Genomic DNA, 18,428 nt, shown 5'->3' with positions numbered 1-18,428 from the left:
CTCGCATCTGTGGGGTCAGGTGTTAAACGTCATAAATAGGGGAAGAGCCTTCAAGCTCTTCCCCTATTTTGTATCTGGAGTCTGTACATGGAAAACCTGGATGCGCTCGTCTCTCAAGCTCTAGAGGCTGTGCAAAGCGCTGAAGATATCAATGCCCTGGAGCAAATCCGGGTTCACTACCTTGGCAAGAAGGGCGAATTGACTCAGGTGATGAAGACCCTGGGGAATTTGCCGGCAGAGGAGCGTCCGCAGGTCGGTGCGCTGATCAACGTTGCCAAGGAGCGTGTCACAGAGGTCCTTAATGCGCGTAAGGCATTGTTTGAAGAAGCCGACCTGGCTGCCAAACTCTCTGCCGAGTCCATTGACGTGACCCTGCCTGGCCGTGGTCAGACCTCCGGTGGTCTGCATCCGGTCACCCGCACTCTGGAACGTGTCGAACAGTTCTTCACCCGTATTGGCTACGGCATCGCCGAAGGTCCTGAGGTCGAAGACGATTATCACAACTTCGAAGCACTCAACATCCCAGGCCATCACCCGGCCCGGTCGATGCATGACACCTTCTATTTCAATGCGAACATGTTGTTGCGCACCCATACCTCGCCGGTACAGGTCCGCACCATGGAGTCGAAACAGCCGCCGATCCGCATCGTCTGCCCAGGCCGTGTATACCGTAGCGACTCCGATATCACCCACTCGCCGATGTTCCACCAGGTTGAAGGCCTGTTGGTTGATCGCGACATCAATTTCGCCGACCTCAAAGGCACCATCGAAGAGTTCCTGCGGGTGTTCTTCGAAAAAGAACTGGCCGTGCGTTTCCGTCCTTCGTACTTCCCGTTCACCGAGCCATCCGCTGAAGTCGACATGGAGTGCGTGATGTGCAGTGGTAAAGGCTGCCGTGTCTGCAAGCAGACTGGCTGGCTGGAAGTGATGGGCTGCGGCATGGTTCATCCGAACGTGCTGCGCATGTCCGGTATCGACCCGGAAGAGTTCTCGGGCTTTGCCTTCGGCATGGGCGTTGAGCGTCTGGCCATGCTGCGTTACGGCGTGAACGACTTGCGTCTGTTCTTCGACAACGACTTGCGGTTCCTCGCGCAATTTCGCTAGTCGTAACGAATTTTTAGGAGAGCAGGATGAAATTCAGTGAACAATGGCTGCGTGGCTGGGTTAGCCCGCAGGTAAGTCGCGACGAGCTGGTTGCTCGTCTGTCGATGGCCGGTCTTGAGGTCGATAGCGTTACGCCGGCCGCCGGTGTTTTCAGCGGCGTGGTAGTTGGCGAGGTGCTGAGCACCGAGCAGCACCCGGACGCCGACAAGCTGCGCGTGTGTCAGGTCAGCAACGGTTCGGAAACCTTCCAGGTTGTTTGCGGTGCGCCAAACGTGCGCCCGGGCCTGAAGATTCCTTTCGCCATGATTGGCGCCGAGCTGCCAGGTGACTTCAAGATCAAGAAGGCCAAGCTGCGTGGCGTTGAATCCAACGGCATGCTGTGCTCGCAAACCGAGCTGCAGGTTGGTGAAGGTAATGACGGTCTGATGGAGCTGCCAGCCGATGCGCCGGTGGGTGAGGATTTCCGTGTTTATCTGGATCTGGAAGACGCCAGCATCGAGGTCGATCTGACCCCGAACCGTGGTGACTGCCTGTCCCTGGCGGGTCTGGCTCGTGAAGTCGGTGCACTGTACGCAGCGCCAGTGGTTCGTCCGGTGGTGGCTGCGGTTCCTGCCGCGCACGACGAAGTGCGCTCGGTAGAAGTGCTGGCGCCCGCTGCGTGCCCGCGCTACCAGGGCCGTGTGATTCGTAACGTCGACCTGTCCAGGCCTACGCCGCTGTGGATGGTTGAGCGTCTGCGTCGTGCAGATGTGCGCAGCATCGATGCTGCCGTCGACATCACCAACTACGTGATGCTGGAACTGGGTCAGCCGCTGCACGCTTTCGATCTCGCCGAAATCAACGGTGGCATCCGTGTGCGCATGGCCGAAGAGGGCGAGAAGCTGGTGCTGCTCGACGGTCAGGAAGTCAGCCTGCGCAGTGATACGCTGGTGATTGCCGACCACTCCCGCGCACTGGCAATCGCCGGCGTCATGGGTGGCGAGCACAGCGGTGTTTCCGCGACCACCCGTGATGTGTTCCTGGAAAGTGCTTTCTTCGACCAGATCGCCGTAGCGGGCAAGGCCCGTTCCTATGGCCTGCACACCGATGCATCGCATCGCTATGAGCGTGGCGTGGACTGGCAACTGGCCCGGGAAGCCATGGAGCGCGCAACTGGCTTGCTGCTGGAAATCACCGGTGGTGAGGCTGGGCCGATCATCGAAACCGTTAACGAACAGTACCTGCCGAAAATTCCTCCGATCACCCTGCGTGCCCAGCGCATTACCCAGATGCTGGGTATGGAAATGGATTCGGCTGAAGTAGAGCGTCTGCTCAGCGCTTTGGGCCTGACCATTACCGCCGACGGGGCAGGGCAGTGGCGTGTAGACGTACCGAGCCATCGCTTCGATATCAGCCTGGAAGTCGACCTGATCGAAGAACTGGCACGTCTTTACGGCTACAACCGTTTGCCGGTTCGTTATCCGCAGGCGCGTCTGGCGCCGCAAGCCAAGGCAGAGGCGCGTAGCGATCTGCCAGAACTGCGCCGCCTGCTGGTTGCCCGTGGATATCAGGAAGCAATTACCTACAGCTTCATCGATCCGAAACAGTTCGAGCTGTTTAATCCGGGTGTGGAGCCGTTGCTGCTCGCCAATCCGATCTCCAATGACATGGCTGCCATGCGGTCGTCCTTGTGGCCGGGTCTGGTCAAGGCGCTTCAGCACAACCTGAACCGTCAGCAGGATCGCGTGCGTCTGTTCGAAAGCGGCTTGCGTTTCGTTGGTCAGCTCGAAGGTTTGAAGCAAGAGCCGATGTTGGCGGGTGTTGTTTGCGGTAGCCGTCTGCCGGAAGGCTGGGCGCAAGGTCGCGATCCCGTCGACTTTTTCGACGTCAAGGCCGATGTCGAAGCGGTTCTGGGTTTTGCCGGTGCGCTGGATTCCTTCACTTTTGTACCGGGCAAGCACCCGGCATTGCACCCGGGTCAAACCGCGCGCATCGAGCGTGAAGGTCGTCTGGTTGGCTTCATTGGCGCCATCCATCCTGAATTGTCGAAAAACCTCGGTCTCGACCGTCCGGTCTTCGTCTTCGAGTTGGTTCTGGCGGAAGTGGCGCTGGGCAAAATGCCTGAATTCCACGAGTTATCGCGCTTTCCTGAAGTGCGTCGTGACCTTGCACTGATTGCACACAAAGACGTTGCAGCCACGGCTGTACTGGATGTAATCCGTGAAAATGCAGGCGAATGGCTGACAGACCTCAGGCTATTTGACGTGTATCAGGGTAAAGGCATTGATCCTGATAGAAAAAGCCTCGCAGTCGGCTTGACCTGGCAGCATCCATCGCGCACTCTTAATGACGATGAGGTGAATACCGCAACGCAAAACATCCTCACCTCGCTTGAACAAAGGTTGAACGCCACGTTAAGGAAGTGACGTATGGGGGCTCTGACGAAAGCTGAAATGGCGGAACGTCTGTATGAAGAGCTGGGCCTGAACAAACGGGAGGCCAAGGAATTGGTCGAACTGTTTTTTGAAGAAATCAGGCACGCTCTTGAAGACAACGAACAAGTCAAATTGTCCGGTTTCGGCAATTTCGACCTTCGGGACAAACGCCAGCGGCCTGGCCGCAATCCGAAAACGGGGGAAGAAATCCCGATCACGGCTCGCCGTGTGGTCACCTTTCGTCCAGGGCAGAAGTTGAAGGCCCGAGTTGAGGCTTATGCTGGAACCAAGTCATAACGACGAGCTTCCCGTCATCCCGGGCAAACGCTACTTCACCATTGGTGAAGTCAGCGAGCTGTGTGCGGTCAAACCACACGTGCTGCGCTACTGGGAGCAGGAGTTTCCTCAACTCAACCCTGTCAAACGCCGCGGAAACCGCCGGTATTATCAGCGCCAGGACGTGCTGATGATCCGGCAGATCCGCGCGCTTCTTTACGATCAGGGGTTCACCATCGGCGGCGCGCGCCTGCGTTTGTCCGGTGATGAAGCCAAAGACGACACCACCCAATACAAACAAATGATCCGCCAGATGATCGCTGAGCTCGAAGATGTTCTAGTGGTGCTCAAGAAATAAATTCCTGCTTTAAATACTTCCAGTTTTCAAAAGCTTGCGATATATTCTTGAGCGTTCCTCGAGATGAGGAACAGGTTTTACGCCTAGTCGGGGCGTAGCGCAGTCCGGTAGCGCACTAGCATGGGGTGCTAGGGGTCGAGTGTTCGAATCACTCCGTCCCGACCATTATTCCTGAGTAAAATCAGACACTTAAGCCGATCAGCTAGATCGGCTTTTTTGTGCCTGCGCAAAACCCGCGCAAAACTGGCGCAAAACTACCCCCGTGATTTCGCTGATATTCAGGTCTGGAATTGCCTCGGACCAGATGACTTCCTCGTGGTCGCGCTGGTAGTTTTTGGTCATGCCCTCGCTCGCATGGCCTGCAATTTTCTGTCCGTCCTTTCCGGCTTTCTTGTACAGGTGCAGCGACAGTGCTCGCACTTCGTGGAAGCCCGGCATCTCTTCTTCCTTCCATCCCGCGTAGCAGTTCGCCGCCTCCCGGGCCTCCTTGAATGCTCGCGTCAGATACCTTTCCTCAACCTTCGTCCAGTGGTCCTTGGTCTGCGCCTGCTTCTGTTTCCGGCGATCAGGCTTTCGATGTACCAGGTACGGCGAAGCAGTGTCGCTACGGCATCGACTGATCACGGACTGCAGTTCGGCGGTTACCCGAAAGCGAATCCACGCCGCATCGCTGGCCTTCGCCGTCTTCTTTTGGACCATATATAGGTATCCCTCCCGAACGCCGTCGAAACGCATGTCGAGGATGTCGGTGCGGCGCTGGGCGGTGATCAGGGCCAAGTCGATGGCGTTCTGTAGCCAGGCTGGCGCTTTCTCCCTGATGGCCTTCAGGCCCTCCACGGTGTGGCGTTTGCGTTGCTTCTTCTCGATGCGATTGATCGTGCTGGCTGCTGGGTTGTCCGGGCATAAACCCTTGGCCGCGGAGTGGTCATCATTACGGAGTTCTCCTGATGAAATCGTATGCACGAGTAGAGCGGTCCGAGGTTCTGGAAATCATCGAGCCTTTTGTGGGCGAGGCCGGCAATGAGGTTCCTATCGAGCTTCGGTTCACTGCGGAATTTTTCAGCACATTGGTCGATATCACTGACCAGAATCCAAAGCCAGATCAGCGCTGGACCTATGACGGATCGGTTTTCCTACCTTCAACGGTTTACGTCCCGTCGCCGGAAGAGATCAAAGCGTCGAACACTTCCACCAGGGACTTCTTGCTGGACCAAGCCACCCGAGCCATCAACCCGCTGCAAGATGCAGTGGATATCGATGACGCCACCCCTGACGATGTTGCGCTGCTGAAGAAGTGAAAGCAGTACCGGGTTGTGGTGAATCGGATCGACCTGACGCTGGCCAGTCCGACGTGGCCACCGCAACCCAGAGTCGTCTGAATCGCTGAAGCTGTCTTGAGCGATATTATTGCCGGGAAAAATTTGTCAGTTCGGCAAATTGATTATTTATTAGTAGCTTGGGTGTCTGACTCACTATTGATTATTAACTGAACAAGTAGTTTTTTTGCTATATAGTCAGATGCTATTGGTGTTAGGTGTCCGTAATCCCAGGAGGTGATGCCTTTGGTCTTGTCCTCACCTAGATAAGTGAGGCACCCTTGCTCGTTGCAAAGTGTGTTTATGATGTCGGCAAATACTATGCCTGAATCCTGCAGGGTTCTATGTAAGGCTGTGTTGTAATCAATGGTTTCCTGACTCAAACCAATAAGCGTGCGCTTCGGAGTGTTTAGCCATAATGATTTCATGATTATTTTTGGTAGCTCGGCTGTCCAGTGAGGGACGGGGCCGACAAAAACAGTGCGTTTTACACCGATTGATTTAAGCTTTTCGGATAACTGAAAAATAGTGGGGGTGTCATAATTGGCAATTTGAGAAATGACTACAACATCGGGTGTCGTTTTCTTTAAGGTTTCGAGAGCAAACCAGTTTGACTGCGCGCAATAATCTACAGTCGACGGGTTTGAAACCGAGGGGGATGCAGCGCAGCCAGAGCTTGTAATTTGTAGAATGTTCCAATCGGACGGCAACCTGTTTTTCATCCCTGAATATAGCTGCTGCGCGTGAGAATCCCCCCACAGGAATACAGTCTTGTTTTTGGTGGCATCTTTTGTATAGCAGCTTTCTTTTATAGACGCACGGGGAGTGTTCGTGGCATTGCCGCTGCGATATTTTTCCAGATTGTAAAAGTCGCAATCGGTTCTATAGGTGTTAAGTAAGTCGATTTTTTGGAAGTATTTTTGCTCGGGAAGTGAGTTTTCAAAATAGCTTGAGAATCCTTGTATGCCCCCCAGTCTCGACTCGAACCCATTGTGTTTGTATATAGAGTATCCGCTATACCCTACCAGCAGCATGAGTGCCAGCAATAGCATGGTGGTAAGTTTATTGTTACTTGTTCGAATTGGTCGCTCAATAACCTTGTAAGTTAACCATGCCAGTAAAATGGAGAGTGCAACCGCAGCAGTTCTGAGGGTTGGTGGCACTGGGCCGCCCTCAAAAATATGAGCGAATGATAATATTGGCCAATGCCATAGATAAAGTGGAAAACTAATTAGACCTACCCATGTCATTGGTCGGGACGACAAAATCAACCTGTTGAAAATGGCGTCGGGGCCCGCTGAAATTATCAGCGCCGCGCCCAATGTTGGGAGGAATGCCCACCAACCCGGAAATGAACTGTCTTTGTTGATAAATACTAGCCCTATGAATAGGGCGCTAGTACCACATATTGAGGCGATATTTCGTATGGTACTATTATCTGTCTTAGTCGGTTTGGGCGGAAAAAATCTAATGAACATCGCATTTGCATTGTTGAGTGCAGTAGAAAGTGATTTCTTTCGGTACACGTGCGCATAAGCGACGGCTGCCCCTATCAAGAGCTCCCATATTCTGGTGTAGGGCATGTAAAATACCGTCGCGGGGTCGCTATGGATATGATAGATGTTCCATGTGAAAGATGCGCACAAGATGAGTGTGCAAATTGCTAATATGTTTAGCCTGCATTTGTATCCTGCCCATAGCACTATGGGCCAAAAAATGTAGAACTGCTCTTCAATGCCAAGAGACCACAGGTGTAAAAGCGGTTTTAGGTCCGCAGATGAGTCAAAATAACCGCTCTCTTGTTGTAGTATAAGGTTTGAAATAAAGCCCGCGCCGCCGGCAATGTGTTTGCCGAGTTGCTTGTATTCATCGCTTAGAAGGGTGAACCATCCCAGGGCGATACACGTAATCAGGATTAGTGATAGGGCGGGGAATATTCGTTTGATTCGGCGAGCGTAAAAATCAGTTAGCTTGAATTTGCCCTGTTCAAACTTTTCATAAAGTATAGTTGAAATCAGAAATCCTGAAATTACAAAAAAAATGTCTACACCAATAAAACCGCCCGGTAGCAGTGTCGGAAAGGCGTGAAAAACTAACACCGACAAAATCGCAATAGCCCTTAGGCCGTCAATGTCGGCACGGTATTTTGGGTGCGCTAGTTCATTTTTGTTGCTGGTAAAGTTGTCGACGGAAAGAGACGTCATTATAAATAAACTTCCAGATGGCTCATGCTTTGTTCTTGGGCGTGGGCATCGTACCCCAAAGATGAGAAGTGGATAACCAGAAATCTTCGATAAAACCTCGTGAGTTTGAGTTTTAGGAGAAAAGCATGCCAATTACTCCGCAGCAACTGTTGCAGATCCTCCCGAGCGCCGGCAAACAAGCCGGCGTTTTTGCATCTGCGCTAAACCTGGCCATGGACCGGTTCCAGATCAACACCCGGCTGCGCATGGCGGCCTTCATCGCCCAAGTCGGGCATGAATCGGGTCAATTCCGGTATGTGAGGAGTTGGGCGGTGACCAGTACCTTAGCAAGTACGACACTGGCCCGTTGGGCCAAGCGGTTGGGCAACACTCCCGAGATTGATTGGGACGGCCAGAAGTATCGCGGGCGCGGTCTGATTCAGATCACCGGACACGACAACTACCTGGCTTGCAGCAAGGCGCTGATCGGCGATGACCGGTTGCTCCGGACACCGGAATTGCTCGAACAGGCCGAGTGGGCGGCGAAGTCGGCGGCGTGGTTCTGGAACTCGCGAAACCTGAACGCATTGGCCGATGCCTGCGACTTCAACGGGATCACTCGGCGAATCAATGGCGGCCTGAATGGCCTGGCTGAGCGTCTGGCGTTCTACACCGCCGCACTGAAGGTGCTGGCATGAATGCGATCCTGCTCCGACTCCTTCCTTATATAGCAGCGGTCCTGTTGGTAGCCGGCGCACTGTTCGGTGCCTATCACCATGGCGTTACCGTCACGGATGCCAAGTGGCTGTCGGCCTGGCACGAACGCGATGCGGACGACAAAGCGGCCGCGCTGGAAAACGAAAGTCGCGAACGCGCCCGGGAGCAGACCTATCAACAGTCAATCAACAAGGCGGTCCAAGATGGCCAACGAATCATCGATCAAGCAACAGCTGATGCTGCCGCTGCTCGCGCTTCTGCTGACGGGGTGCACGGGGCAGCCGACGATCTTGCCCGTCGCCTCGCAGCCAGTGAAGCCAGCGGCAATTCCTGTACTGCGGCCGCAAGCCAGGCAGCTACCCGCGCCGCAATGGTGCTTGCCGACGTGCTCAAGCGCGCTGACCAGCGAGCGGGCGACCTGGCTGCAGTTGCTGACCAGACCAGAGCCAGGGGATTGACCTGCGAGCAAGCCTACTACTCGATTCACTGATGCGGATGGTCCTGGATGATCCATTCAGGAATAACCCAGAATCGAGCACCACTCTGCACCTGCATAATCAAACGTTCGATGTTGAGCGAATATTAATAGCGGTTACAAGAGGCGTCGACGTGTCCGGCGACAGACGCATTGCTTCGCTTTGACATACCAGTGATTTTTCAACCCTGCGCCGCTCACGCTGGCGAAAGGCTTTGATTACCGGAACCGCCAGGACTAGGGAAATAGGCCAGAGCACCAGGGCATTCAGGATGACCATGGCGCAGGTGAATCGGTCAAAACTGCTCGCTCCAACGAACACCAGTACTTTTTCAAGAATTATGTTCGGTTCGACCGGCGAAGGGGTGTCGTTGATCCAATCATGACACCACTGCTTGGCTTGGACACATAGCCCAACGAACAAGGCAAAAATCCAGATTGCCCCAAAAGAAAAGCCAATCAGCAATGTGGTTATGATGATTTCCATTATTAAGACCTATCCCTTTGAGAACTGATCTGCGTGCAAAGTTACTCTAGAGTTATGACAGCCACAAGTGGCCTATCGGTGGCCAGATCAATGGGAAATCGGCGACTAATGCTTCAGCTCTGAGCGGCCGTCTACCAAACAAAATTCGCTCTGTTGGGCGGTCTAGAGGGGCTCACCGAAAGGTGGGCCTTTTTGTTGTCTGGGGGGGTGGGCGCATCACGATATCTTCCCATCACTGCAACCAATGTGCGGGAGCTTGATAGATAGTTTTTCGGGTGGGGAGAGGAATGCAGGCTAAACGAGGTCATCTTCATCGTCTTGCAGGTGGTGATACCAACCGAACAACGCTAGGCCAAGAATGGCTATGACGGCGGCAATAGTGATGAGGACCAGATACTGCATCAAACTCGGTATCTCAGAAGTGGATTTGGTGACCCGAGCGTACTCTCCAGACACTTCCCTATCTGTAGGGAAACTCTTAATTTGATTAGTTTTTTTTCTAAATGTGATGCTGGTGACGTTCTCACACGAATTGGCTGCGATTGCTGGTGCCCCGAGGTACCTCTCTAAATCACAAGCGCCAACCTGACCCAGTGCATGCTCAACGAATTGTCGCCATCACTGATGACGGTGACCGGGGATTGATTGCGCTGAGGGCCTGCCAGACCTATGCAAGGGCAGTCTCCAGCCCTTAGCGAACAACCAGCCGATCTGCTGGGTAACGGCGCATGAACTCCATGCTATCGCTCGCATTGGCCGCCAGCCAATCCTTGTACAGGCCCTTCGGCAGAATCACGACCATGCGTTTCTCGTCCTCCGGACGGTGGTAGTTGCGCATGAATTCGTGGTCGTCTGCATTGACCGTCAGCATTGTGTAGCTGTAAACGGTTTTACCCTCCGGGTTCTTCCAGTGCTCCCACAGACCGGCAACCCCCATCGGTTCACCGTCGCTGCGCTCAATGCGCGTCGGAATCGCCTTTCCACTTCGCCAGTCCGGTTCGTAAATGGCCGCAGCCGGGATAATGCAGTGCTGGACAGACTTCCATGCGCTACGGAACGAGGGTTTTTCCGCAACGGTCTCAGACCGCGCGTTGTAGGTGCGTCGCGCAATCTTGGTGTCTTTGCTCCAGCCTGGGATTAAGCCAAACGTCCCCTGCAACACCTCTAGAGGCAGATCGTCTGGATCGCCTGGGTCTGCCTGGTTTCGCAGGAAGGGCCCCAGAACAACTCTTTCTATGCGTCCTGCGAACGAGTGTTCCGCCCGGACCTGGCCAAGGTGCCCATCGTCGTCCTGTCAAACAACGACGGTTGTGTGATCGCTCGCAGTTACGACGCCAAGCCTTTCGTGAAAATGGGCGAGCCATATTTCCAGATCAAACAAAAGCTCAAGCAACACGGTATCGTCCCGTTCTCCTCGAACTATGCCCTCTATGGGGACATGAGTGAGCGTGTGATGACGTTGATTGAATCAATGGTGCCGGCAGATGAGGTCTATAGCATCGATGAGGCGTTCGTCGATTTTACCGGCATCGAAGGGCTGGATGTGCTCGGGCGGCAGATTCGCAGCCGAGTACTGCGCTGTACCGGCATCCCGGTGGGTGTTGGCATCGCCCCCACCAAGACCCTGGCCAAACTGGCCAATCACACGGCAAAACGCTTGCAGGTCCAGACCGATGGCGTGGTGAACATTTGCGATCAGGTGAAGCGCGACTGGGTGCTTCGCAACACCGACGTGGGTGAAGTGTGGGATGTTGGACGGCGCATGAAAGTGCACTTGAACTCGATGGGAATCAAGACTGCCATGGACTTGGCCAAGGCCGATGCTTGGTTACTGCGCAAACACTTCAGCGTGGTGATCGAGAAGACTGCGCGGGAATTGGCCGGAACCCCGTGCCTGGAGCTGGACGAGCCAGATCCTCCCAAGCAGGAAATCTGTTGCAGCCGGATGTTTGGTAAGAAGCTAAAGGAGTTGCCGCCGATCAAGGAGGCTGTGGCCACGTACATGATGCGGGCCTCGGAAATGCTCAGGGCCCAGAAATCCCTGTGCAAGAAGATCAGGGTCAGCATCCGCACCGGGATGTTCAATCCCGAGGAGGCGAAGTACGCGAATGGCGTGGTGGTAGACCTGCCGTACCCAACGGACGACGTGCGCTTGCTGACGAAAGCGGCAGTGGATGCACTCGATCGGACATTCCGCCCAGGCTTCAACTACAGCAAGGCGGAGGTGTTGCTGCTGAACCTGTGCCAACCAGGCGAGTACACCGACGATCTATTCGCTGCATCCCAGCCCGCGGAAGCGACTCGGGTAATGGCAGTACTGGATCAGATCAATGGTCGGTGGGGTACAGGAACGCTTCGAGCCGCCAGCGTACCCGCCAATCCGGATTGGGGGATGCGACGGGAGATGATGAGCCAGAGCTACACCACCAAGCTTGACCAGTTGTGGAAGGTGTCGTGTGTTTGATGAGTGCCGGGGCGCGTAGAACGTGCTCACTCCGGCGCCATCATCACCGCGAGCGTCATCTTGATGAACTCTTCGTTCTTGTCGATGGCTTCCAGGGCACCTCGCACGTTGTCGGCGACGTCGGCTGAAACTTGCTGCTCGCCCCAGTTCGAAAGTTCCATGATGGCGGCCTCGAGGGCGAGTTGGTTTCCGTTGAGCTTGAACAGCAGGGAAGGAAGCAGGTCAGAGTTTGGCATCGCGAATCCTCCGTGGAGATTTCAGCGTATCAGTCGTCAAACGCGGAGGGGTGAGGGGACGGTCGGTAATACACCGGGGGAGGAGCTGAAAGGCTGTCCAATCTACCTGGGGTTGCTGGGCCGAACCGTAGCGTTCATCGCATCGTATTTGACCAAGCGCTTAGCAGGGCTAAAGTCCAATTGTCTATGAGTACCACGTAATAAAGTCGAACCTGTGAAACGTTAATCAGCAACGGCTGTCGTCACGCAGGTTCATCGGTGGCGGAGTTAGAAAAAGAGTATTCCTCATGATCAGACACCTTCAAATAATGGCATTGGTTTCTATCTTCGCGATCGTTGCGGGGTGCCAAACGGATCAATCGACTTCCGCCTCTAGTGTGAAGGCTGCGAACGCTCAGATGGATCAGGAGGCAAAAGCGGCGTTAAAGAGTTTATATATCAGTACGCCGGAAGCGCGTGTCCTAGCGCAGAAAGCCAAGGGTATCCTTGTTTTCCCGGATGTGCTGAAAGCGGGTCTCATCGTCGGTGCACAGCATGGCGAAGGCGAATTGATCGAGAACGGCAAAGTCACGGGATACTACTCGACCACTGCAGCCTCATACGGTCTTCAGGCGGGCGCGCAGAAGTTTGGTTACGTGATGTTTTTCATGACCTATTCAGCCATGAACGATCTGAAAAATGTTCATGGATTTGAGGTCGGCGTGGGCCCAAGCATCGTGGTCGTAGATTCAGGCATGGCTAAGTCGCTGACTACTTCAACGGCTCAGTCTGATGTTTATGCGTTCATCTTTGATCAAAAGGGCTTAATGGCCGGGCTGGGACTGCAGGGTTCAAAAATTACTAAGATCGATCGCTGAACCCGTCGGTCGGTCGCTTCAGCTGGAGGCTCAAGCGACAGCTAGCGAGCCTCCTCGTTGCCGTCAAGAATGCGGAGTTGGTCAAACCATGGCCAACGAAAAAGTTACAGGTGGAAAGAGGTGTGGTTTCGTGTCGACAGGACGCCGGTGGAAGGGCTACTACTGTAGGAATATACAACGCTAAGTAATTGATTCTTATGGGGCGTTACGGGGTTTTTGTATCTGCTTGAAAACACCGCTTTTCCTTTTTATATCAACTACTTACGTAGGTTTCTTGGTCGCCTTGACATGGTGGGCTTTAACCTGTCACAAAAGCCCCGCGGTATCCACGGGGCTTCATTGCTTTACTTGCCGAGCTTCTTGCGTACGTCAGTCACCATCGGCCCGACCGCTTTCACAGCGGCTTTTAGCTGATCCTCGGTGACGCCGAATTCCTTCGTCCAGTACTTCAATTCCCAAGCCTCAGATGTGTTCACGCGAGCTCTGTCTTTCGGGCCACGGTTTTTCAGATCATCAGCCATCATCAATTTCCTTTTGGTAGGCCTGGGGCAGTCCAAGCCAATCGAGCATAGACCATCAAGACGTCCTCGCTGAGCGCTGAACGGCTGCGCAAAACCTCTGCTGCAAGCCGCGGATTACCGTTTGCAAAAGTACAAAAAAGAGGATGTTTTGCTGAGTTGGAAATAGAAAATATTCCTTGAAAAACAATAAGTTACGTCGATATAGTCCCCGGCATGGGGTGCTAGGGGTCGAGTGTTCGAATCACTCCGTCCCGACCATTTATTTTTCAAGAAATCCAGTCACTTAGCGGTGACTGGATTTTTTTATGGCTCATCGTTTTTTCGCGGAGCTGATTTTGGCCCCACTTTTTGCCCCACTGAGGATTTAGATCATTCGCTGGTCGGGTGGTAGGGGTGTTAACGTAGAGTGCTCCTTAGCGGGGTGCTCAAGAGCATCGGGTTGCGAGGCGTGCACGATTGCATCGTTAATAGGGAGGAGCGTTTTCCTCTTCGGGTATGAAACTCCACGTATCCGCTACATATCTCCAGGCAGAGCCCGTAAGAGACTGGCTCTACCGTTGCTGATAGTTAATGGAAGAAGACTGCACGGGGTCGATTGCGTCACGTCGCAACTGGCAGCTTTCGACATGTCTGTTGCGAAAGGCGGCAATCGGCCCGGATGTTCATCGCTGCAACGTGGGAAATGCCGTTTTCAACGCTTGCTGAAGGCAAGCCGAGCTGCGAACAGAACAAAGATCATGCCGGTGGTGCGATCCATCCACTTGATCACGTTTTCACGCCGAAGAACGCCGGCAAATGGTTGAGTAGCGCCAATCAATGTCGAAGTTCAGATCAAATCGAGCACCACGTGAGTACTGACCAGTCAGCCATTAGATGCAGTAAAAGCTGAAGGTTTAACGGATAGCGATGTCTGGTTTCGGAGGCTATGGGCGAATTATCCCTGTTTTGTCGAGAAAATCGCTGGCATTTGAAGATGCAGGTAGATGGCCAAAAACCTCAGACCGAAGGTGAAACTCAAAGCGATCCAACCGGCGACCCAGACCGATGGGAAGATATTGCGCAACACAACATACAGGGTGCACCCTAACAAGATTGGCGTGGCGTATATCTCCCGAGACATCAACAGTGAAACTCTTCCCGCCAGGACATCGCGTGCTATACCGCCTCCAATGCTGGTCAGCACACCCATCATCACTGCCAAAGGTGCGGCGAGCTGCAAATCCAGTACTTTCTCAGTAGCGGCCAGCCCAAACAGAGCAGCGGCCAAACCATCGAGATAGAGCAGCAGGCGGTAACGTCGTTGTAATCGTTGGGTCAGAAAAAACGCTAGCAGTGCGGCAACCAATGCAGCCCAAATGTAATTGAAATCTGCGATCCAGAAGATCGGTAGATCCAGCAGCAGATCTCGTAGGGTGCCGCCACCGATAGCGGTGATGATGCCGAGCACCACAGCACCGAATAAGTCGACATCGGCTTTTTGGATAGCCAGCACCCCGGTTATTGAAAACACGGCAATGCCTAGCATTTCCTGAAAGTAGAGCATCTTCTATTCCTTTTCAGGTCAGTGTTCAGTGCCATCAGTCGAGTTCTTGCAGGTGTCGATTACGCGACGGAACAATCAATAGATTGCTAGGCACCCAAGTTTTTCAGTGCCCACAATGCTCCCAGACCGACCACCAGCGTGAGCAAGGTGCTTTTGGTTCGCCAGGCAACCAGGCCTGCTAGGATGGCGGCGGGAATTTGCGGGTTGCTCCAGTCGAACGCTGACTGTCGATCCGGGTACACCACCGCCGGCAAGACCAGCGCGGCCAACACGCTCGCTGGCACGTACAGCAAGGCACGGCGCAGCAGCGGTGGAATGCGCAAGCTTCCATAAAACTCGATAAACGACAGACGAATAGCGAAGGTGCCGGCGCCGATCAGCAGGAACAGGCCCCACTGGGAGAGCTCACTCATGATGCCTCCTGTTCGGCGTCGTTGCCGCGTACGGTATCCATGTCTTTTCGCAGGTGCTCGACGGTAAGCCCGGCGATGACCCCGCCAAGGGATGCCGTCAGCATGCCCAGGTTGTAGGGTAAATCGACTGCCAGCACCGCCAGCGCACCTCCCACCAGGGCGGCGCAGAGCGTGGCAGCACTACGAATGCTGGGGATCAGCAGCGCCAGAAATGACAGCGGAATCGCAAAGCCCAATGACCAGGCTTCGGGGATGCGCGCACCCAGGATGACTCCCGCCAGCACCGCAAGCGTCCAGCCGAGCCACATCGTGATCGCCGCCCCGACGTAATAGTGAAAAGCGTACCGTCCCAGTTCGCCAGAGGCTGTTCTCAGGCTGAACAGCGCGAAAACCTGGTCGGCGAGCAGATAGGACAGAGGCCAGGTCTTGTGCCGGGGCAAGTGGTGCAGGTGAGGCGCCAGCGATGCGCTGTACATCAGAAAGCGAAGATTGATCACCAGTGCGGTGATCACCATGGTCACCGGCAAGGCACCATTTTGCAGTAACTGCAGTACCGCTATCTGCGCCGAGCCGGAATAGAAAAGCAGCGTCATGCCCATGGTGGTGGTGAGTGACATCCCCATCCCGGCAGCGCTGACACCAGCGATCAAGCCGAAAGGAATGATCCCGGTGGTGAATGGGGAGGCGGTGTGAGCACCGTGCATGAACGCATGTGTCTCACTTCGATAGTTCATTTGAATTCCTTGATTGTGATCAGACTGATGGCTGCGCGTTGCGACTCGCGTCAGCAAGGAAGGCCTGATCAAAATAAAGCTCGGGCCAACTGGGAACAACGGCAGATTTCTGAAATATTAGGCCTAGAAAAAATGAGGCTAACGACATGTATCTGGACTCGCCCGTAAGGCACACATTGCAACTGAATGCTCTACGCGCTTTTGAGGCGTCTGCCCGTCTTGGCGGTTTCGCCAGGGCGGCCAATGAGTTGAAGGTGACGCCAGGCGCCATCGCGGCACAGGTCAAGGCCCTGGAAAATGAATACGGCGCAGCCCTGTTCGAGCGTCATGCAAAGGGTGTGAGGCTGACGGCACTGGGCGAGAGCGTGAAGGAGCAATTCATCGAGGCATTCGATGCCGTGGAGGAAGCCGCTCGAACCCTTCGGCGACTATCTGCACCACAGCGGGTACATATCGTCACTTCCCCCGCATTGGCGGAATTGTGGATTGGGCCGCGCCTTCCCCGGCTCACCGAAATCCTGGCACCAATTGAAATATCGGTTACTGCAGTCGATGAGCCTCCCAACCTTAAACGCAGCCCGTTCGACCTGTGCCTTTTCTACACCGAGCAACTGGAACGCGGACAGCGCATGCTTGCCGTCGAGGAAGTGCTACCGGTCTGCGTACCTGCGCTGGCGTCACGGATCACCCAACCTGATGATCTTGCCAATGTCCGGTGTATCGCGGATGTGGGATGGAGTGACTGGGAGATATGGACTCGCTCAGTCATGCCCGGTCAGAAGTTCGTAGCCCGTGGGCCCGGTTTTTCCTTGTACTCCATCGCCGTACAGCAAGCCTTGCTGGCGGCAGGGGTACTGATTGGCCGCCGTAGCCTCATCCAGCGGTATCTGGACAGTGGTGAGCTTGTTGCGCCGATTGATCGATCCATTCCACTCAACATGGTCATCGCGGCCTGGAAGCTGCCAGGCGCCAAGGGCAATCGGATGGTAGCTGAAGTGGAAGAAGCGTTAATGCAGTTGGCATAGAGACTGAGTCACGCCGATGCCTAAGGGTAAGGGCGCGCGCTCGTAGTTATGCTGCAACGCTACGGGAAAAAAGAGGCTTCTGTGATGCCCCACGCGCTGCCAATACAGCAAGGGCGCCGGCGACAACAAGTAAAGCTGCACTCAATTCGAATGTGGCTTGATATCCACTCAAATCAAATACGATGCCACCCACGGTCGCACCTGCAGCGATAGCGAACTGGATGATTGCAACCATCAGTCCGCCTCCAGCCTCTGCCTCTTGCGGTAGTGTTTTCGCCAGCCATGTCCACCAGCCTACAGGCGCTGCAGTTGCGACCAATCCCCAGAATCCCAGCAACATGGTGACACTCAGCGCTGTACCACCGAACGAGACTAACGCCAATGCGATCACAGCCATCAACATCGGGATGCCGATCAGCGTTCGATGTAAGCCCTTTTTCAGAAACGGTTCAATCAGGAAGGTGCCAGCGAGGCCTGCCAGGCCTAGGACAAACAGCATAAGCGACAGCATGGAAACACTGACCTGCGTGACCGTTTCAAGAAACGGACGCAAATAGGTAAACAGCATGAACTGGCCCATGAAAAAGACACTGACCGCCACCATGCCTAACGCGACCGGTAGGCTTTTCATCAACCTGAAGACGTTTCCAGTGCCTGAGCCGCTGTGCGATTTCATCGCTGGAAGGCTTAACCACAGCCAGACACCGGCGACTATCGCGACTGGGATGACGCACAAGAATGCACCGCGCCAGCCAATCAAGGCACCGAGAAAACTGCCCAATGGCGCTGCAATCACCGTCGCCAAAGCGTTGCCGCCGTTGACGATTGCCATGGCCCGTGTGACCTGATCATCAGGTACCAGGCGCATGGCCGTCGCCGCCGATAATGACCAGAAGCCGCCTATTGCCACTCCGATCAGTGCTCGTCCGACCATGAAGACCCAGTAGTTCGGCGCGAACGCGACCACTGTTCCTGATAGGACCATCATCAGTGTCAGTGAAAGAAGTAGCGGTTTACGGTCAACCCACGTCGCCACCAGCGGGATAAGAAGGCTGGTGAACAAGGCAAACAGCCCCGAAACGGAGATCCCCTGACCGGCTTGCCCCTCGGTGATATGCAGATCTGCGGCAATCGGTGTCAGCAGGCTGACGGGCATGAACTCCGATGCCACGAGCACGAAGGCGGCGAGCGACATGGCGAATACGGCACCCCATGATTTATGGGGCACTGGGAGGAGGTGATCAGTCATTGCTTGAATCCTGTATTGCACGAAGCGTTGTAGCCCCGAGGGCGAGGCTACGAGAG

Annotated in this window: 17 protein-coding genes, 1 tRNA gene and 5 pseudogenes; 12 read left to right on the top strand and 11 right to left on the bottom strand. The window is 54.6% G+C overall.

Annotated features, from left to right (window positions below; all coding sequences use genetic code 11):
• The first annotated feature begins 87 nt into the window (after nt 1–87).
• The 5 genes from pheS (at nt 88) to CAF65_RS12915 (ending at nt 4,317) form a co-directional block, all read left to right on the top strand.
• Nucleotides 88–1,104: a phenylalanine--tRNA ligase subunit alpha gene (pheS, locus tag CAF65_RS12935; RefSeq protein WP_007992477.1), complete on the top strand. Its 1,017-nt coding sequence runs from the start codon at nt 88–90 to the stop codon at nt 1,102–1,104.
• Between the two features lie 26 nt (nt 1,105–1,130).
• Nucleotides 1,131–3,509 (top strand): phenylalanine--tRNA ligase subunit beta, encoded by a 2,379-nt coding sequence (gene pheT, locus CAF65_RS12930; protein WP_085716624.1) that lies wholly within the window; start codon nt 1,131–1,133, stop codon nt 3,507–3,509.
• 3 nt (nt 3,510–3,512) lie between these two features.
• The gene (gene ihfA, locus CAF65_RS12925) at nt 3,513–3,815 is read left to right on the top strand and encodes an integration host factor subunit alpha (protein ID WP_002553164.1); all 303 of its coding nucleotides are present in this window, start codon (nt 3,513–3,515) and stop codon (nt 3,813–3,815) included.
• Complete coding sequence (locus CAF65_RS12920) at nt 3,796–4,152, top strand: MerR family transcriptional regulator (RefSeq protein WP_003179985.1); 357 nt, start codon at nt 3,796–3,798, stop codon at nt 4,150–4,152. The genes ihfA and CAF65_RS12920 overlap by 20 nt, the downstream gene beginning before the upstream one ends.
• A gap of 88 nt (nt 4,153–4,240) precedes the next feature.
• Nucleotides 4,241–4,317 (top strand) — tRNA-Pro (locus CAF65_RS12915).
• Between the two features lie 93 nt (nt 4,318–4,410).
• Here CAF65_RS12915 and CAF65_RS12910 read toward each other — a convergent pair.
• Nucleotides 4,411–5,079: pseudogene (locus CAF65_RS12910) on the bottom strand (tyrosine-type recombinase/integrase); the annotation flags it as partial.
• Nucleotides 5,080–5,099: 20 nt separating this feature from the next.
• On the opposite strand from CAF65_RS12910, the pseudogene CAF65_RS12905 reads away from it, so the two are divergent.
• Nucleotides 5,100–5,531, top strand: a pseudogene (locus CAF65_RS12905) (tail fiber assembly protein).
• Nucleotides 5,532–5,593: 62 nt separating this feature from the next.
• Here the strand turns inward: CAF65_RS12905 and CAF65_RS12900 are convergent.
• On the bottom strand, nt 5,594–7,672 hold the full coding sequence (locus CAF65_RS12900) for an acyltransferase family protein (RefSeq protein WP_085716623.1): 2,079 nt from the start codon (nt 7,670–7,672) through the stop codon (nt 5,594–5,596).
• 125 nt (nt 7,673–7,797) lie between these two features.
• Here CAF65_RS12900 and CAF65_RS12895 point away from each other — a divergent pair, with 125 nt between their 5' ends.
• Both CAF65_RS12895 and CAF65_RS12890 read left to right on the top strand, forming a co-directional pair.
• Nucleotides 7,798–8,349, top strand: coding sequence for a glycoside hydrolase family 19 protein (locus CAF65_RS12895; RefSeq protein ID WP_085716622.1), 552 nt, complete (start codon nt 7,798–7,800; stop codon nt 8,347–8,349).
• Complete coding sequence (locus CAF65_RS12890) at nt 8,346–8,858, top strand: DUF2514 family protein (protein WP_085716621.1); 513 nt, start codon at nt 8,346–8,348, stop codon at nt 8,856–8,858. Before CAF65_RS12895 ends, CAF65_RS12890 begins: the two co-directional genes overlap by 4 nt.
• Nucleotides 8,859–8,925: 67 nt before the next feature.
• Here the strand turns inward: CAF65_RS12890 and CAF65_RS12885 are convergent, their stop codons facing one another.
• A complete protein-coding gene (locus CAF65_RS12885) occupies nt 8,926–9,330 on the bottom strand; it encodes a hypothetical protein (protein WP_085716620.1) in 405 nt (134 codons plus the stop codon).
• A 587-nt stretch (nt 9,331–9,917) separates the two neighbouring features.
• Between CAF65_RS12885 and CAF65_RS28735 the strand changes: the two are divergent.
• Nucleotides 9,918–10,025: pseudogene (locus tag CAF65_RS28735) on the top strand (lysis protein); the annotation flags it as partial.
• Here CAF65_RS28735 and CAF65_RS12880 read toward each other — a convergent pair.
• Nucleotides 10,022–10,552: pseudogene (locus CAF65_RS12880) on the bottom strand (SOS response-associated peptidase); the annotation flags it as partial. The pseudogenes CAF65_RS28735 and CAF65_RS12880 sit on opposite strands and share 4 nt — an antisense overlap.
• Here CAF65_RS12880 and umuC point away from each other — a divergent pair.
• Nucleotides 10,529–11,794 carry a translesion error-prone DNA polymerase V subunit UmuC gene (umuC, locus tag CAF65_RS12875; RefSeq protein WP_085716618.1) on the top strand — a complete coding sequence of 422 codons (1,266 nt, stop codon included), beginning with the start codon at nt 10,529–10,531 and terminating at the stop codon, nt 11,792–11,794. The pseudogene CAF65_RS12880 and the gene umuC sit on opposite strands and share 24 nt — an antisense overlap.
• A gap of 26 nt (nt 11,795–11,820) precedes the next feature.
• Here umuC and CAF65_RS12870 read toward each other — a convergent pair whose 3' ends face one another.
• A complete protein-coding gene (locus CAF65_RS12870) occupies nt 11,821–12,030 on the bottom strand; it encodes a hypothetical protein (protein WP_085716617.1) in 210 nt (69 codons plus the stop codon).
• 287 nt (nt 12,031–12,317) lie between these two features.
• Between CAF65_RS12870 and CAF65_RS12865 the strand changes: the two genes are divergently transcribed.
• Nucleotides 12,318–12,887 carry a YSC84-related protein gene (locus CAF65_RS12865; RefSeq protein WP_085716616.1) on the top strand — a complete coding sequence of 190 codons (570 nt, stop codon included), beginning with the start codon at nt 12,318–12,320 and terminating at the stop codon, nt 12,885–12,887.
• A 344-nt stretch (nt 12,888–13,231) separates the two neighbouring features.
• Here CAF65_RS12865 and CAF65_RS12860 read toward each other — a convergent pair whose 3' ends face one another.
• From CAF65_RS12860 to CAF65_RS12840, 5 genes and pseudogenes are all read right to left on the bottom strand, one after another.
• On the bottom strand, nt 13,232–13,408 hold the full coding sequence (locus tag CAF65_RS12860; protein WP_085716615.1) for a DUF3606 domain-containing protein: 177 nt from the start codon (nt 13,406–13,408) through the stop codon (nt 13,232–13,234).
• A 691-nt stretch (nt 13,409–14,099) separates the two neighbouring features.
• Nucleotides 14,100–14,270, bottom strand: a pseudogene (locus tag CAF65_RS28730) (LysE family translocator); the annotation flags it as partial.
• Nucleotides 14,271–14,342: 72 nt separating this feature from the next.
• Nucleotides 14,343–14,951 carry a trimeric intracellular cation channel family protein gene (locus CAF65_RS12850; protein ID WP_085716614.1) on the bottom strand — a complete coding sequence of 203 codons (609 nt, stop codon included), beginning with the start codon at nt 14,949–14,951 and terminating at the stop codon, nt 14,343–14,345.
• A gap of 86 nt (nt 14,952–15,037) precedes the next feature.
• Entirely contained in the window at nt 15,038–15,364 is a 327-nt protein-coding gene (locus CAF65_RS12845; protein ID WP_085716613.1) for an AzlD domain-containing protein, read from the bottom strand.
• Complete coding sequence (locus CAF65_RS12840; RefSeq protein WP_085716612.1) at nt 15,361–16,098, bottom strand: AzlC family ABC transporter permease; 738 nt, start codon at nt 16,096–16,098, stop codon at nt 15,361–15,363. The genes CAF65_RS12845 and CAF65_RS12840 overlap by 4 nt, the downstream gene beginning before the upstream one ends.
• Nucleotides 16,099–16,244: 146 nt before the next feature.
• Between CAF65_RS12840 and CAF65_RS12835 the strand changes: the two genes are divergently transcribed.
• Nucleotides 16,245–17,123 (top strand): LysR family transcriptional regulator, encoded by an 879-nt coding sequence (locus tag CAF65_RS12835; RefSeq protein WP_085716611.1) that lies wholly within the window; start codon nt 16,245–16,247, stop codon nt 17,121–17,123.
• A 46-nt stretch (nt 17,124–17,169) separates the two neighbouring features.
• Here the strand turns inward: CAF65_RS12835 and CAF65_RS12830 are convergent, their stop codons facing one another.
• Nucleotides 17,170–18,372, bottom strand: a complete 1,203-nt coding sequence (locus tag CAF65_RS12830; protein WP_085716610.1) for an MFS transporter — start codon at nt 18,370–18,372, stop codon at nt 17,170–17,172.
• Nucleotides 18,373–18,428: the final 56 nt, after the last annotated feature.

The sequence above is a fragment of the Pseudomonas sp. B28(2017) genome, assembly GCF_002113025.1.
Lineage (GTDB): Bacteria > Pseudomonadota > Gammaproteobacteria > Pseudomonadales > Pseudomonadaceae > Aquipseudomonas.
The sequence above is the reverse complement of the archived record's forward strand: the minus strand, read 5'-3'. Positions and strand labels throughout refer to the sequence as shown.